Annotated in this window: 13 protein-coding genes and 1 tRNA gene; 4 read left to right on the forward strand and 10 right to left on the reverse strand. The window is 34.1% G+C overall.

Translation table 11 applies throughout. The features are described 5' to 3' along the window. Positions 1-48: 48 nt before the first annotated feature. The 9 genes from ACHMWN_RS02320 to ACHMWN_RS02360 form a co-directional block, all read right to left on the reverse strand. The gene (locus tag ACHMWN_RS02320) at positions 49-531 is read right to left on the reverse strand and encodes a GNAT family N-acetyltransferase (RefSeq protein ID WP_397297421.1); all 483 of its coding nucleotides are present in this window, start codon (positions 529-531) and stop codon (positions 49-51) included. Positions 532-655: 124 nt separating this feature from the next. Beyond that, positions 656-3,037, reverse strand: a complete 2,382-nt coding sequence (locus ACHMWN_RS02325; protein ID WP_397297423.1) for a phosphocholine-specific phospholipase C — start codon at positions 3,035-3,037, stop codon at positions 656-658. 15 nt (positions 3,038-3,052) lie between these two features. Next, positions 3,053-3,919, reverse strand: coding sequence for an aldose 1-epimerase family protein (locus tag ACHMWN_RS02330; protein ID WP_397297424.1), 867 nt, complete (start codon positions 3,917-3,919; stop codon positions 3,053-3,055). Positions 3,920-3,978: 59 nt separating this feature from the next. Further along, positions 3,979-4,986 (reverse strand): FAD:protein FMN transferase, encoded by a 1,008-nt coding sequence (locus ACHMWN_RS02335; RefSeq protein ID WP_397297425.1) that lies wholly within the window; start codon positions 4,984-4,986, stop codon positions 3,979-3,981. Between the two features lie 11 nt (positions 4,987-4,997). After that, positions 4,998-6,323, reverse strand: a complete 1,326-nt coding sequence (locus ACHMWN_RS02340) for a Gfo/Idh/MocA family protein (RefSeq protein ID WP_397297427.1) — start codon at positions 6,321-6,323, stop codon at positions 4,998-5,000. A 31-nt stretch (positions 6,324-6,354) separates the two neighbouring features. Beyond that, positions 6,355-7,317, reverse strand: a complete 963-nt coding sequence (locus tag ACHMWN_RS02345; RefSeq protein ID WP_397297429.1) for a formylglycine-generating enzyme family protein — start codon at positions 7,315-7,317, stop codon at positions 6,355-6,357. 267 nt (positions 7,318-7,584) lie between these two features. Continuing rightward, positions 7,585-7,662, reverse strand: a tRNA-Val gene (locus ACHMWN_RS02350). Between the two features lie 101 nt (positions 7,663-7,763). Further along, positions 7,764-8,489 (reverse strand): DNA repair protein RecO, encoded by a 726-nt coding sequence (recO, locus tag ACHMWN_RS02355; RefSeq protein ID WP_397297430.1) that lies wholly within the window; start codon positions 8,487-8,489, stop codon positions 7,764-7,766. Positions 8,490-8,492: 3 nt separating this feature from the next. Next, a complete protein-coding gene (locus ACHMWN_RS02360; RefSeq protein ID WP_397297431.1) occupies positions 8,493-8,840 on the reverse strand; it encodes a diacylglycerol kinase family protein in 348 nt (115 codons plus the stop codon). Between the two features lie 152 nt (positions 8,841-8,992). Between ACHMWN_RS02360 and ACHMWN_RS02365 the strand changes: the two genes are divergently transcribed. Both ACHMWN_RS02365 and ACHMWN_RS02370 read left to right on the forward strand, forming a co-directional pair. Continuing rightward, a complete protein-coding gene (locus ACHMWN_RS02365; RefSeq protein ID WP_397297433.1) occupies positions 8,993-11,347 on the forward strand; it encodes an RND family transporter in 2,355 nt (784 codons plus the stop codon). Next, entirely contained in the window at positions 11,325-11,741 is a 417-nt protein-coding gene (locus ACHMWN_RS02370; RefSeq protein ID WP_397297435.1) for a GNAT family N-acetyltransferase, read from the forward strand. Before ACHMWN_RS02365 ends, ACHMWN_RS02370 begins: the two co-directional genes overlap by 23 nt. A 53-nt stretch (positions 11,742-11,794) precedes the next feature. On the opposite strand, the gene ACHMWN_RS02375 is transcribed toward ACHMWN_RS02370, so the two are convergent. Beyond that, a complete protein-coding gene (locus tag ACHMWN_RS02375; protein WP_397297437.1) occupies positions 11,795-12,055 on the reverse strand; it encodes an isoleucyl-tRNA synthetase in 261 nt (86 codons plus the stop codon). Positions 12,056-12,088: 33 nt separating this feature from the next. On the opposite strand from ACHMWN_RS02375, the gene ACHMWN_RS02380 reads away from it, so the two are divergent. Both ACHMWN_RS02380 and ileS read left to right on the forward strand, forming a co-directional pair. Continuing rightward, complete coding sequence (locus ACHMWN_RS02380) at positions 12,089-12,331, forward strand: hypothetical protein (protein WP_397297438.1); 243 nt, start codon at positions 12,089-12,091, stop codon at positions 12,329-12,331. Between the two features lie 3 nt (positions 12,332-12,334). Then, positions 12,335-15,730, forward strand: a complete 3,396-nt coding sequence (ileS, locus tag ACHMWN_RS02385) for an isoleucine--tRNA ligase (protein ID WP_397297440.1) — start codon at positions 12,335-12,337, stop codon at positions 15,728-15,730. Positions 15,731-15,735: the final 5 nt, after the last annotated feature.

Here is a 15,735-nt window from a genome sequence, read left to right on the forward strand (position 1 = left end):
GGCACTAGGAATCTAATAATATTCACTCTGGATGAAAAACAGAGCTTGCTACAGCTTCTTCACCATCCAAATATCACAGCCAAAGTGTCCAGAATTACCTAACGAGCTACATAATTTTTCAAAGCCCATTCGTTCATACATACTTACCGCCTGATTTAACTCGGGCATAGATTCTAAATAAATATTTTCGTAACCTAATTCTTTAGCAGATGTAAAACATTTATCCATAATGGCTTTACCCAAACCTCTTCCTCTAGCTGCTGGATATAAATAAAGTTTAACTAATTCGCACGTCCCTTCAGGTAAATTTTCTGTCGGAAAAATGCCTCCACCACCAATTACTGCTCCATTTTCTTCTATCACCCAATAAACAGATTTGGTGTTTTCAAATACAGTTGACAAATGGTTTGTACTTTCATCATAGTAAGCAGTACCAGGTTTATTCGCTTTAAATTCTGATAAAACACTTTTAATAAGTTTGCTTAGCTCAGCATTATCGCTTGACTTAATTGGTCGTATTGTAAGTTGCATAATTCAAAGTTAGTGCTTTATCATAAAATCGCATAACCGCAAAAAGACTTCTCGCTCCTACGAAAAGACTTGTTGTATATGCCAAAAGACTTTTCACTCCCGACGCAAAAAACAAGGTTAATTTTTACAAAATCCCACCCATAAAAGGATCCGTTATAGAATCTTCTCCTGTTTCTACATGGCCTGCATAATGTTTACTGAAATTAGTTTTACCCTTTACCTCAACCTTAAAATCATACCAACCCTTACTCTTTTGCAGATTTAAGGTTATTGTCTTTTTACTATTCGCAGGAATCGTTATCGTTTTAGTATTTGCTTGATAAACATCATCTGTAATTTGAATTTGCAAAGCCGACAATTCTATATTCTCAAACAAAAGTTGAATGTTTCCTGTCGCTTTTTTGAGCATACCACTTTGCTCATAAATACAGTCTAAACTTAAAAGCGGGTCATTTTTATCACCTTTAAAATGTCTAAAAAATCCATTAGGACCATTTACAACAAGATTATATATTCCATTTTCAAAATCTTCAATCTCCCAACTATCTCTAACCCAACCACCCGCATTTACCGCATAATTCCAAGTTTTGCCAGCTTCTTTTTTGTAGGTAGTTGGCGTGTAAACAGTAAACGGAGCACCCACATTTTCTAGTTTCTGACCAAACGACGTTTTAAGCGATGTAAAATCTAGCTCAATAGTAGTTACATTAATAAGCGAATCTACCTGTAATTGATAAGGCAATGCACAGGCAGGTTTAATTCCTTTTTCTTGTACAGGGGCAAATTCAGATGCATTTTTATGAAATGGAGGTAACGAATTTATTTTATCAATCTCTTCCTTTGCTAACGCAGTTGGAACAACTTGAGCAGGCTTTGATTTTGCATTTTGAATATCACCTATTACTTTTTCTCTTTTCAGCCTTGATGGAGTATTAATATTCTCACCAATATAAGGTCTAAATATCGATGTTAAATCTCCGCAAATCGCCCTTCGCCACGGACTAATAGTATTACTTTTAATTTTCTTTCCCGTTTTATGGCTTAAAAAGTTCTCTAAAAACATCAATGAAGAAGTATGGTCGAAAACTTGCGAATTCACATAACCACCTTTACTCCATGGCGAAGCAACCATCATGGGTACACGGTAACCTAAACCTATCGGACTATCTTTTTTAAATTCGTAATCGGCCCAAGTTTCTAAACCCTCACTTACTTTCCCTGTAGAAAAATCTTCAGGTTTTGGTGGCACAAAAGGTGGCAAATGATCAAAGTAACCATCATTCTCATCGTAGGTTAAAATGAAAATAGTTTTCTTCCAAACCTCTGGATTTTTAGTTAAAATATCTATCGCTTCCGAAACATACCATGTTCCATACAATGGCGAACTAGTATGATCTGAAAACCGTTGTGGAGCTACTAACCATGAAACTGTTGGTAATTTTCCAGTATCAACATCTTTTCTAAACTGCTCAAAAATATCTTCCTTCGGGATGTTTAACGTTTCTTTTTTGCCCTCATCGTTTGTAAACGTAAAAGGTGCTAATTGTAAATAATCAGGGTTATCAATATTTGTGGTAAATGCTTTATCAATTAAGTTCTTTTCGCGTTGCGAGAGCTGATTGTATTTCGCTAAAACTTCATCAACTGTTAAAGCTGGATGACTGGTTTTATCGCCATTTTTACGGAAATAAGCAGATAGTTTTACGTGATGGCGAGTAACATATTCCAAAGGATTATCGCCATAATTACCCAACCAATCGTCAATTTCTCCGTCTTTATCTAAGTTGGTTAATTTAGCTGTCCATAATTCATTTTGATAAACCTTCCAAGACACCCCATTATCTTCTAACAATTCTGGGAAAGTTTGCCAATCTACAAACACATTATCTTGCGATTCGGCTTGCGAATTATTTACAACTGCAACAGAATTCCCATTTTGTTCTGGTCTAATTGTGCCGGTCCAAAAGAAGAGTCGATTTGGTGTTGTACCTGTTAACGATGAGCAGAAATGATGATCGCAAATGGTAAATGCATCAGCCATTGCGTAATAGAAAGGGATATCCTCTCTTTTATAATAGCCCAATGTCATTAAAGATTTTACAGGCACCCATTTATCGTATTTACCTTTATTTCTTGCTGCAACTTGATCTGGCCAAGAGTGTGCTAAACCACCCTGCCATGTAATTTTTGTTTTATTAATATCTACATGAAATGGCGCATATATTTTCCCCTTTTCATCGCTTTGCAACCATACTTTATTTTGATTAGGTAGTGTTTTTGCCCTTGGATCATTAAAACCACGCACTCCTTTCATCTTACCAAACATGTGATCGAATGAACGGTTTTCTTGCATTAAAAAAACAATATGTTCTGCATCGTAAAATGTACTATCAGGTTCGGCGTTAATAGCCATTGCCTTTTGTATAGACATTGGAATTACGTTAGGCAAACCAAATGCACCTGATAACAATGCCGCTTTTTTTATAAAGTCTCTTCTCGAATCCATTAGGAAATAGTTTATTTAAAAGAAAGTTACTTGCCAAGTTCTTTGCCAATCTTGTTTTGGAGCTAATGTAACTATGCCTTCTTTATCTTTTAATTGCTGATTATGATTTACACCATCGGCAATGCCACACCAAGGTTCTAAGCAAACAAAATCTGCATCTTTTGCGGCCCAAATGCCAAAGTAGGGAAAATCCTTAAAGATGAATTCTAAGCCATTGTAATTCTTAGTGTTTAAGATAGAAATACGATCGCTCTTTAACTTTTTAAAAACTAAAGCATCCTCGTAAAACAACTTGTGTTGTAAAGTAAGTTTGCCATCATCAAGTTTTAAAACAGATTTTTCATCTGAAATTAAATTATTAACAATGTGATGATAGGTTAATTCCGAGTCCTTGTTAAACTGCAAATAGTAGTTTGTATATGTACCTTCATTATTTAAAGGAACAGCAAACGCTGGATGTCCACCGATAGAGAATAGCAAATCTTTTTCTGCAGGATTGGTCACTTCATACGTACAGGATAAACTTGCATGTGAGAGTTTATACCGCAAACTTAATCTAAACTGAAAAGGATAAATTTTTAAAGTTTCTTCGCTATGCGTAAGTGTAAAAAGAATTTCTTGTTCATTGATGTGATGGTATTCAAATTCCATATCTCGAGCAAATCCATGTCGTGATAACTGGTATGTTTTACCTTCAAATTGATAAGAATTATTTTTTAATGCACCAACTATAGGAAATAAAACAGGACTAAACTTACCCCAATAATTGGTGTCGCCACTCCACATATATTCTGTTAAACTATCTGTGCCTAAAATGCTTTGTAACTCTGCACCCTTTGCTGCAAAAGATACCTTTAAGTGTTCATTCTCTATAAATATCATAACTTTTAAAAATAGAAAATTGAGATTTAATGATTACGAAATTAACATTAAATAACATATTAATTGATAATCATCTTTTTAAAACCAGTGGTGAGCGTGTCGACTATTTTACCATCAGATTTTTTATATATGAGGTATGCCTCTAAATTTTTATGCGCTTCAACAAAGGTTAAGGCTTCTTTTACTGTCATTCCCATAAGTACATTGTCGTAACCATCGGCAGTTAGTGCATCTGGTGCAAAAACTGTTGCACTTATCATTTCATTAGCTAACGGATAACCTGTTTTTGGATTAATTAAATGAGAGATTTTTTTTGATCCGTTAGTTAAATATTTACGGTAATTACCTGATGTAGTTACTGCGCCTTCTGTAAACGACATGATGTGTTTAATACTTGGCTCTGCATTTGGAGTTTCACTTGGTCCTTCAATACCAATGCGCATTGTTTTACCATCTGGTTTAGGCCCTTTTACGCGTAATTCTCCGCCAATTTCTACCACAAATATTTTAATCCCCTTGGCAAGCATAAAATCTGCTATCACATCTACAGAATATCCTTGCGCAATGCCATTTAAATCTATGCTAATGCAGGGTTTCTTTTTGGATAAGTAATTTTCTGTGAGCTCAAGTTTATCCATTCCAATACATTGCATTAAGCTTTCGATGGTTTGCGTATTTGGTTTTTCTGTTAATGATTTAGGCCCAAAACCCCAATACTGAACTAAAGGTGCAACAGTAATGTCGAATATGCCGTTGCTATCTTTATAAATATCAAACGATTGTTTTACTACTTTTTCAAAATGAGAATTTAGCGCTATTCCTGTTTCAGATGTATTGAATTTATTAATGGCTGAATTTGGTTTGTATAGCGACATTGATAAATCAATCACATTTAAAATACTATCTACTTGCGTTTGAGAAACTAAGCTATCTACAGCAAAATAGCTGATCGAATAACTTGTTCCTTGTGCATAACCACTCATTTTAAACTCACGTAAAGGCAAACGATTTGCTGCGGAAAGAAAAATAAGTGATATTATTAAAAAGTATTTTAAATGTGATTGCATTAAGTTTACGATTAGCCCAAAACTTTGGTTTTACCTGGCATTGCTATCGGATAAAGTCCGTTTGCATCTGGTAAAACTCTTGGTTTAGCATCCCAACTTAATTGATCTGGGAAGAGGTTATTTTCAGCTTTCAAAGCATCATCCCATTTAATAACTTCTCCAGAATACGTTGCATAACGACCAACTATAGCTGTGAAACAACTCTTAGCTGCTCGTTCTGCATCCCAAAATTTATATTCGTTGTTAGTAATTGCTGCAAATAATTCATCATGCTCTGTTTGGTAAGGGTTGGCATTCCCTTTTGTATTATGGCTAAACAGTTCTTTGCCATTGTGATCCCATAAAATTCCTGAATTATTGGCTGAAAGATAAACTCTACCTTTTGTACCTTGAAAACTCTCATCAACGCGGTTATTTGTTCCTTCAAAATGTCGACATTGACTGTAAATTACTGAACCATCTGCATAAGTAAGTTCTACTGCATGATTATCATAAATTTCTCCGTAATTTTTACCTGTTCTCCAAGCTCTACTTCCAGTACCCTGAATAGAAACTGGATACGCATTTTTTACCCAATTTGCGATATCTATATTGTGTACGTGTTGTTCTACAATGTGATCTCCACATAACCAATTAAAGTAATACCAATTTCGCATTTGATATTCCATTTCAGTCTGATTTGCTGTACGTGGTTTTACCCAAACGCCACCACTATTCCAATATACCTGTCCAGAAACAATATCTCCTATTTTACCATCTTCAATTCGCTTTAAAACCTCTCTATAATTGGTTTGGTATCTGCGTTGCAAGCCTACCACTACATTTAGTTTTTTCTGTTTTGCTAATTCTGCTGCTGCTAAAACTTTTCTAATTCCTGGAGAATCTACTGCTACAGGTTTTTCCATGAAAACATGTTTTCCTTGTTTTATGGCTTCTTCAAAATGAATTGGTCTGAAACCTGGAGGAGTTACCAATAAAACTACATCTGCTAAAGCAATAGCTTGTTTATAGCCATCAAAACCTACAAACTGACGCTCTTTAGGCACATCAACTTTAGCTCCAAATTTAGTGGAAATAGCTTTATAACTATTATCAAGGCGATCTTGAAAAGCATCGGCCATTGCTACCAATTTTAAATTAAACTTAGTACTTAAAGCTTGAAAAGCAGCTCCCGTTCCTCTGTCTCCACAACCTATTAAAGCAATTTTAATAGTATCATCGTTAGAAGAAGGCATGCCTGCCCAAGAATAGCCGCTCATCAATACGCCGCCAGCTACAAGTGCAGAGGCTTTTAAAAATTCTCTACGTTCGTTGTGTGTTTTGTTGTTGTCGTTCATTAGTTTTGGTTTATCAGGTGTGTATATTTAGTTAGTAATCTGCTATTGGAGGTCGATTATAATAAGCATCAATTTCTTCTTTTGTAGGAGCGTTAAATGGTCGTACTAAGCGTATGCCAATAAACGGAGCCTCTGGAAACCACCAATTACTTTTAGGTATTTGAGGATCAATTTGCTTCCAAACTGGATCAGATGCTCTTCTTGCTGCAGAGCGAAGTGCTTTTGCATCGTCTTCATAAGAACCTCCACGAATAACTAACGGATATAATTTATCAGCAACTGCTATAGGGTTATTAACTTCCGTTTGACCAGAACTCGCATAAAAATCAGGTTTATATTCATCGTATGTCCATTCTGCAACGTTTCCAAGCATATCATACAAACCCCAAGCATTTGGTTTTTTTAAACCAACTTCATGCGTTTTCTTTTCACTGTTTGAACCAAACCACGCATATTCGTTTAATTTTTTGCTGTCGTTCCCAAAGTAATAATCTTCATTACTTCCTGCCTTACAAGCATACTCCCATTCTGCTTCAGTTGGTAAGCGATAAAAAACACCTGTTCTAGCATACAACCATTTACAAAACTGGATCGCATTATATTGAGTCATTGCAAGCGCAGGATGATTTTGCTTTCCCATCCCAAAAGTCATGTCTAAATACGGCTTTGTTGGTCGAGTAACGGCGTCAACTTGTGCAGAAACAGATACAGTGTTGTTTACTTCGTAATCTTTGTAAAGAAAGGGTTCAAAAATATCCCAAGTTACTTCCACTTTGCTCATCCAAAATGGATCGAGTTTTACTTTATGAATTGGTTTTTCATCGGCATTGCCATTTTTACTCCCCATTAAAAAATTTCCACCTGGTATGGCCTGCATATCAAATGAAAGTTTTGTGCCTTCTAATTTTTGTGTATAGGATTCGTGCTTTTGCTGTGCAACTGATTTAAGGCCAAATAGTATTAATAACCATGCTACCCCTAGTTTAAAGTTCATGGATTTAAAAATAGAAAAAGAAAATCAGAATCAGGTGCAGATATTAACTAAGGGTTAACATTTTTTAGCTAAAAGATAGTTTAGGAATTACCTGAAAATATATTTTCAATGTTAAAATTGCAAGCTTTGGCAATAACTATTGCGATTACCACGATAATGATAAGAGATACAATTCTTCTTTTGCGAGCACTATCCATAAGTATGAAAGGATTTTTTACTAAATGTATGCTTTTAAAATAAAAAAGCCTTAGATTTCTCTAAGGCTTTTGGTGGGAGCTGAGGGGTTCGAACCCCCGACCCCCTCGGTGTAAACGAGGTGCTCTGAACCAGCTGAGCTAAGCTCCCTTTTATTATCCCTTTACTTCAAAACTTAATAAGTGTTCCTTCGTTTTGGGATTGCAAATATAGTGTCTTCTAACTGTTTTGCAAAAATAATTTTACTTTTTTTAAGAAAGCACTTCTTCTAATATTTGATGAGATTTAATTTGCCCAAAAGAAGCCGTATGTAACATATAGTAAACCAATATTTTATCTAAAATTAATCGCCTAATTTTATTATCGATTTTTATTTCATTTAGTCTTTCAAATGGAGTGGTAAATAACAATAAAAAGTAATCGGCTTCAGTTTTATGAATAAAATTAGGGTGAATTGGGGGTATAGAAGTAAAATCTCCTTCTTGCAAATCGAAATATTTTTGATCGGTGCGAGTTTGAGCATGTGGAGCAAAACCTAAAAATCGAGATAGTTTAAGCAAAAAAGCTAAATGAAAATTTATACTCAGTTCATCCGTTTCATCAAACCAAATCATCGCATTATAAATAAAGTCAAAAAGGTTTTCATCTGTATTTTGCTGTCGGATGCTTTTATAGAGTACTTCATTTAGAAATTGAACAATTGTATTTTTGATGACATGATAAGGAATAGAGCGAAAAACTGGCGATGGCCGAGCTTCGGCTACGCGTTGAATTTGCGTATTCATTTTATGATATACTACCAAATCCAATAAATGTAAAGGCTGCAAAACATTCATCGGTATCTTAGCTTTTGCCTTTTTTACGCCATTAATTAAGTACGATTGTATGCCAAACTTGTCCGTAAAAACTTGAACAATTACGCTGCTCTCGCTATACAAAGTAGTTTTTAAAACAATTCCACGAGTTTTGTGCAGCATTTACTAAATCAACTTTGGCACAAAAATAAGTAATCCGATACCTAAAGCAAGCAAAGCTGAGATTAAAACCGCAGCTGCTGAAATATCTTTAATTGCTCCAGCTTTTGGCTGTTGCTGTGGCGACACTAAATCTACCAAAACCTCTATTGCAGTATTAATTAATTCTAAAACTAGAACCAATGCAATTGCCAAGCTAATCCACAACCATTCTATAATGGATAGATTGAGGTAAAATCCTAATGCAATTACAAAAACTCCAGAAAAGCAATGAATTTTAAAATTTAGTTGCGTTTTAAAAGCATATGCTAAACCTTTTAATGCATACAAAAAACTCTTTAAAAACCTTTTCATGATAATGCTAAAATACATCAAAATTGTGGGATGATGTATTTCAATACAAAACAATACCACTTTTTTTATGTTAAACTAAAGCGAAATATCGGTGTAGATTTTGCATTAAGCCATTTTTATACTTTCTTTACTTTTTTAAAACGCAGTTGATTATGTGGGCTAAACTCTCCAGAGCTATACTTCAAAACCGAATTCTTATTATACTTTTTTTTCTTGTTGCAACCATTTTTATGGCTTGGCATGCTCGAAATTTAAAACTTTCTTACGCTGGCAGTAAAATTTTACCATTAACAGATTCGGTTTTTATTAAGTATAACGCGTTTAAAAAGACTTTTGGAGAAGATGGAAGTGTAATGGTTCTTGGCGTTCAAAGCCCAGGTATTTACAAAAAAGAAAACTATAATAAGTGGATACAATTATCAGATGAAATCCAAAAATTAAAAGGAATAAAAGGTGTTTTATCTATAGGAAAGCTGTTTGAATTGCAAAAAGACACAGTTAATCAAAAATTCATGGTTAGTCCAATTCCAAATGGTTTAGTTAAAACGGATACGGAAATGGATTCGTTAAAAAACAAGATACAAGGAATGCCTTTTTATAGTGGATTGTTATTTAATAAAGAAAGTAACGCTACATTAATGGCCATCACTTTTGATCCTAAAATATTAAATTCTGTTAACAGAAACCCGATATTAAAAGAAATAGAAGCAAAAGCAAAAGCCTTTGAAAAAAGCACAAACATACAAGTTCATTTATCTGGATTGCCATTTATTAGAACCGCAACAAGTAAATTAGTTTCTAACGAATTTGTACTTTTCTTAGGCCTGTCCATTCTAGTTTCTGCATTAATATTATTGATTTTCTTCAGAAGTTTTTACGCCGTATTCTTCCCTATTTTGGTGGTAATTATGGGTGTTATATGGAGTATTGGCACTTTGGTATTATTTGGTTATGAGATTACCATTTTAACAGGATTAATTCCGCCACTGATTGTAATTATTGGTATTCCAAATAGTATTTTGTTGTTAAATAAATACCATAATGAACTCAAAAAACATGGCGATAAACAAAAAGCCCTCGCCATTACTATTGAAAGAATTGCCGTTACCACATTAATTGCAAATGTAACCGCAGCAATTGGTTTTGGCGTTTTATATTTTACTGGTAGCGAATTATTAATGCAATTTGGTAGTGTAGCCGCTTTAAATGTAATGTTTACATGGTTAATGTGTTTATGCTTAATTCCAATTATTTTTAGCTATTTGCCAATACCAAAAGGTAAAGCAAATGCTAAGCATGTCCCTAATTTTTTAGATCATTTATTAGCAAAAACTGATGTATTAGTTCAAAATAAAAGTGTATTAATTTATGTTGTGACACTTATTTTAACTGCTATATCATTTATCGGAATTTATAAAATAAATATAAATGGTTATGTGGTAGATGATTTACCTAAAAGTTCTCAAATTTTAACAGATTTAAAGTTTTTTGAAAAGAATTTTGAAGGAATTTTACCATTAGAAATTAGTGTTGACACTAAAAAGAAAAATGGAATTTTAAGTATTTCAACACTAAATAAAATTGATAAAATGGAGCGCATGATTGCTTCCTATCCAGAATTTTCACGTTCTATTTCTTTAAACACTGGATTAAAATATGCTTCTCAAGCTTTTTACAATGGCGATTCTACATTTTATCGTTTACCAACAGATATTGAAAAGAATTTCATATTAGCCTATGCTGCCAACTCTGGTAAAGGCAATGGAAATATGCTCACCAATTTTGTAGATAAGGATAAGCAAACTGCTCGTGTAAGTTTTCAAATGGCTGATATTGGTTCAAAGCGATTAGATGCAGTTTTGCTAGAACTTAAACCTAGAATTGATTCTATTTTATCACCTAAAAGATATAATGTTGAATTAACAGGATCGAGTATTATTTTCTCAAAAGGAACAGATTATCTGTTAAAACATTTATTCGAGAGTATCGGATTAGCAATTGTTTTAATCTCACTTTTGCGTTTGGCACAGTTTAGAAGCTTAGGCATTATGTTCATCTCTTTATTACCAAATATTGTTCCTTTGGTAATTACAGCAGGGCTGATGGGCTATTTTAATATTCCACTTAAGCCATCAACAATTTTAATTTTCACAATAGCCTTTGGCTTAGCTTCTGATCAAACTATTTACTTTTTAACACGCTATCAGCAAGAATTAACTTTGACAAATTATAGTGTTGTGAAAGTGGTTTCAGATACAATTAGAGAAACAGGGGTAAGCATGACTCACATTGCATTAATCTTATTTTTTGGATTTGGCATTTTCACTGCATCAACTTTTGGCGGTACAGTAGTTTTAGGTTTATTACTTTCTATTACCTTAATTGTGGCCTTGGTTTTCAATTTAACCTTATTACCAGCATTAATGTTATGGTTAGATGCTAAGAAAGCTCGCAAATTAATACCAGCAGATGAAGCGGCGATGAATGAAGAAAAGATTGATCATTAATTATAGAATGATTTTTAGGGAAGCGACAATACAAGATATTAAACAAATTCAACTAGTTAGAAACTCGGTTAAAGAAAATACTTTATCTGACCCAAATTTGGTGCCTGACAGGGATGTTGAAGACTACATTTTGAATCGAGGAAAAGGTTGGGTCTGTGAAATTAATTCTGAAATTGTAGGTTTTTCCATAGTAGATTTAAAAGAAAATAATATTTGGGCATTGTTTTTAGCTCCTGAATTTGAAAGACAGGGTATTGGAAGAAAACTTCATGATATGATGTTAGATTGGTATTTCAGTCAAACAAATATTAATGTTTGGCTTGGAACTTCACCAAATACCAGAGCAGAGCAATTCTATAAAAAAGCAGGTTGGAAGATAATTGGAACACATTGAAAAGGAGAAATTAAATTCCAAATGACAGCAGACCACTGGAAAAACACTGTAAATTAAACTACATTCTCTCCTTCTAAAGGTTCTTTTTCAACAGGTTTTAGTTCAACCACTTCTCCTTCATTATCAACTTTTTTGGCAAATAAAATCGGATATAAAAGAACTAAAGATCCTACAATTAAAAGAACTCCAGAAATAGCTAAAACAATATTGCTATTTTCAATATGCTTACTACTCATTATTTGAGCAACAATAAGCGCAATTATTCCTAAAATAATTGCAATAACACCTTTTCTTAATCTTAACGCATTTATCATAACCTAAGCTTTTAGATTTTTTTTCTTCTTAACATGCTCATTATAACAAAGATTAAACCAATAAGTTCTAATAACATAGTAAAAATAAGCAACACCACAGTTAATGTTTCATTGCTATTTTTAAGCAAAATTGCAGCAGGCATTAATACCACTGCAGCTACCATAAATATTAGTCCGGTTTTTAGTCTTTTATCCATAAAACAAATTGACTTCAAAACTACCAAAATTCATTCTAAAACCTTAGCTTTGCATCCTTTAATTTTTGGAGATACTTGATTGATGTATAGGGAATTTAAAACTTTAGAACTAGCTAAAATAGGAGAAGAAATACTTAAGTTTTGGAAAGAAGAAATGATATTTGAAAAAAGCATTTCAACTCGTTCAAAAGCTAACCCATTCACTTTTTACGAAGGACCGCCTTCTGCAAACGGAATGCCTGGTATTCACCACGTAATGGCTCGTGCTATTAAAGATATTTTTTGCCGTTACAAAACCCTAAAAGGTTACCAAGTTAAACGCAAAGGCGGATGGGATACGCATGGTCTTCCAATAGAACTTGCTGTGGAGAAAAAATTAGGTATTACCAAAGACGATATCGGCAAGAAAATTTCTGTTGAAGAATATAACTCAGCCTGTAAAGAAGAGGTAATGCGTTATACTGATGTTTGGAATGACTTGACCGAAAAGATGGGTTATTGGGTTGATTTAGAAAAACCATACGTTACCTATCACAACGAATATATCGAAACTCTTTGGTGGATATTAAAATCGTTCTACGAAAAAGGATTATTATATAAAGGTTATACCGTACAACCTTACTCGCCTGCTGCAGGAACTGGCTTAAGTTCACATGAATTGAACCAACCTGGAACTTACCGCGATGTAAGTGATACCACTATTGTTGCTCAATTTAAAGCAATTGATTATACTTTACCAGCTGCTTTAAAAACCTTTGGAACGGTTCACTTTTTAGCTTGGACAACTACTCCTTGGACTTTACCAAGTAATACTGCTTTAACCGTCGGACCAAAAATTGATTACGTTTTAGTTAAAACTTTCAATCAATATACATTTGAGCCAATCCAAGTTATCTTGGCAAAAGCTTTGGTAGGTAAACAGTTTGCTGGCAAGTACTTTTTAGCAGAAGCTGATGAAGATTTTAACAACTTCAGAGCAGAAGATAAAAAAATCCCTTATCAAGTATTAGCCGAATTTGTTGGCGCTGATTTAGTTGGCATTAAATATGAACAATTATTGCCTTATGCCCTTCCCTATCAAAACCCAGAAAATGCTTTTAGGGTAATTGCTGGTGATTTCGTAACCACGGAAGATGGAACTGGTATTGTGCACACTGCTCCTACTTTTGGTGCTGATGATGCTCGTGTTGCTAAATTGGCGACACCAGAAGTTCCACCAATGTTGGTGTTAGATGATAAAGGTAACGCTGTCCCTTTAGTAGATTTACAAGGAAAATTCATTGCATCTTTAGGTGGTAATTATGGAGGTAAATACGTTAAAAACGAATATTATGCAGATGGCGATGCGCCAGAAAAATCTGTTGATGTTGAGTTGGCCATCCAATTAAAAGAAGAAAATAAAGCCTTTAAGGTAGAGAAATACGTTCACACTTATCCGCATTGCTGGCGTACAGACAAACCAGTTTTATATTATCCATTGGATAGCTGGTTTATCAAAACAACAGCCGTTAAGGAGAAAATGGTTGAATTAAATAAAACCATTAACTGGAAACCTGAAGCTACTGGAACTGGTCGTTTTGGCAACTGGTTAGAGAATTTGGTGGATTGGAATTTATCTCGTTCCCGTTATTGGGGTACACCATTACCAATTTGGCGCACAGCGGATGGTTTGGAAGAAAAATGCATTGGTTCTATATCGGAACTGAATGCAGAAATCAAAAAATCTATTGATGCTGGTTTTATGTCTACTGGTTTTGAGCTAAAAGACATGCACCGTCCGTATGTTGATGATGTGATTTTAGTATCTGCGAATGGAGAAAAAATGACTCGTGAATTAGACCTTATCGATGTTTGGTTTGATAGCGGTGCGATGCCTTATGCACAATGGCACTTCCCTTTTGAGAACAAGGAAGAATTTGAAAATGCATATCCAGCAGATTTTATAGCTGAAGGTGTTGACCAAACTCGTGGTTGGTTCTTTACTTTACACGCAATTGCGGTAATGTTAAGCGAAAGTAGCGATGAAATAAAAGCAATTAATAAACACGTAAACAATTTAGGTGTTGCATATAAAAATGTGGTTTCTAACGGACTAGTGTTAGATAAAAATGGCAACAAAATGTCTAAACGTTTAGGCAATGCAGTTGACCCATTCAGCACAATAAATACGTATAGTGCCGATGCTACGCGTTGGTACATGATTTCAAATGCATCACCATGGGATAACTTGAAGTTTAGCCTTGATGGGTTAGATGAAGTTCGCCGTAAATTCTTCGGAACACTTTATAACACCTACTCATTCTTCGCACTTTATGCAAATATCGACAAGTTTGAAATTGATTTAGAAAATCAAACGCCAATTGCACAAAGAAGTGAATTAGACCGTTGGATTTTATCTTTATTGCAAACTTTAATTAAAGAAGTTGATGAAAGTTACGAAGCTTATGAACCGACAAAGGCAGCTCGAGCAATCCAAACTTTTGTTGACGAACACTTAAGTAACTGGTACATTCGTTTATCTCGTCGCCGTTTCTGGAAAGGCGAAATGACGGAAGATAAAAAAGCAGCTTACGAAACGTTATTTACTTGTTTAATGACCATTTCTCAAATCATGAGCCCAATTGCTCCGTTCTTTGCAGATTGGTTATACATCAGACTAACAGAAGCAAATCCTGAAGTTCATACTGCAAAATCTGTTCACTTAACTATTTGGAATGAAGTTGATGAAACATTAATCGACTACGATTTAAATGAACGAATGGAATTGGCTCAGAACATTTCTTCGATGGTTTTATCGTTGAGAAAGAAAATGGGAATTAATGTTCGTCAACCTTTGGCAAAGGTTTTAATTCCAGTACTAGATGATAATTTCCAAACCAAAGTTGAATTGGTTAAAGATTTAATTTTATCGGAAACTAACATTAAAGAAATAGATTTCATAAAAGATACCGCTGGTTTTATCAAGAAAAAAGTAAAACCAAACTTTAAAGCTTTAGGTGCAAAAGTTGGTAAGGATATGAAATTAGTCGCTGACGCGATTCAAAATATTTCGCAAGAAGATTTAGCTAAATTTGAAAAAGAAGGTTCTATTGAAATACCTAACACAAATTACTCGATCATTCTAAGTGATGTAGAAATTATTGCTGAAGACATTCCAGGTTGGCAAGTGACCAATTTGGGGAATTTAACCGTTGCTTTAGATGTAAGTATTACAACTGCGTTGAAACAAGAAGGTTTATCGCGTGAGTTAATTAATCGCATTCAAAACTTGAGAAAAGAATTGAATTTTGAAGTTACGGATCGCATTACTGTAAATTTACAACACGATAATATTATTGCGGACGCAGTAATGCAAAACAAAGCCTACATTTGCGCAGAAATATTAGCTAATGACCTAATTTTGTCAGAAAGCATAGATAATGGAAACAAAATAGTAATCGAAGATGTTGAACTACAAATTTCGATTGCAAAACAATAAAATAA

Origin of the sequence: Pedobacter sp. UC225_61, from assembly GCF_044452285.1 — a bacterium.
Lineage (GTDB): Bacteria > Bacteroidota > Bacteroidia > Sphingobacteriales > Sphingobacteriaceae > Pedobacter.

What these genes read in the sequence shown, in the direction of transcription:
- ACHMWN_RS02360 (WP_397297431.1), bottom strand. Translation starts at nt 8,840, where the DNA reads ATGAAAAGGTTTTTAAAGAGTTTTTTGTATGCATTAAAAGGTTTAGCA.
- ACHMWN_RS02320 (WP_397297421.1), bottom strand. Translation starts at nt 531, where the DNA reads ATGCAACTTACAATACGACCAATTAAGTCAAGCGATAATGCTGAGCTA.
- recO (WP_397297430.1), bottom strand. Translation starts at nt 8,489, where the DNA reads ATGCTGCACAAAACTCGTGGAATTGTTTTAAAAACTACTTTGTATAGC.
- ileS (WP_397297440.1), top strand. Translation starts at nt 12,335, where the DNA reads ATGTATAGGGAATTTAAAACTTTAGAACTAGCTAAAATAGGAGAAGAA.
- ACHMWN_RS02330 (WP_397297424.1), bottom strand. Translation starts at nt 3,919, where the DNA reads ATGATATTTATAGAGAATGAACACTTAAAGGTATCTTTTGCAGCAAAG.
- ACHMWN_RS02345 (WP_397297429.1), bottom strand. Translation starts at nt 7,317, where the DNA reads ATGAACTTTAAACTAGGGGTAGCATGGTTATTAATACTATTTGGCCTT.
- ACHMWN_RS02325 (WP_397297423.1), bottom strand. Translation starts at nt 3,037, where the DNA reads ATGGATTCGAGAAGAGACTTTATAAAAAAAGCGGCATTGTTATCAGGT.
- ACHMWN_RS02335 (WP_397297425.1), bottom strand. Translation starts at nt 4,986, where the DNA reads ATGCAATCACATTTAAAATACTTTTTAATAATATCACTTATTTTTCTT.
- ACHMWN_RS02370 (WP_397297435.1), top strand. Translation starts at nt 11,325, where the DNA reads ATGAAGAAAAGATTGATCATTAATTATAGAATGATTTTTAGGGAAGCG.
- ACHMWN_RS02375 (WP_397297437.1), bottom strand. Translation starts at nt 12,055, where the DNA reads ATGATAAATGCGTTAAGATTAAGAAAAGGTGTTATTGCAATTATTTTA.
- ACHMWN_RS02365 (WP_397297433.1), top strand. Translation starts at nt 8,993, where the DNA reads ATGTGGGCTAAACTCTCCAGAGCTATACTTCAAAACCGAATTCTTATT.
- ACHMWN_RS02340 (WP_397297427.1), bottom strand. Translation starts at nt 6,323, where the DNA reads ATGAACGACAACAACAAAACACACAACGAACGTAGAGAATTTTTAAAA.
- ACHMWN_RS02380 (WP_397297438.1), top strand. Translation starts at nt 12,089, where the DNA reads ATGCTCATTATAACAAAGATTAAACCAATAAGTTCTAATAACATAGTA.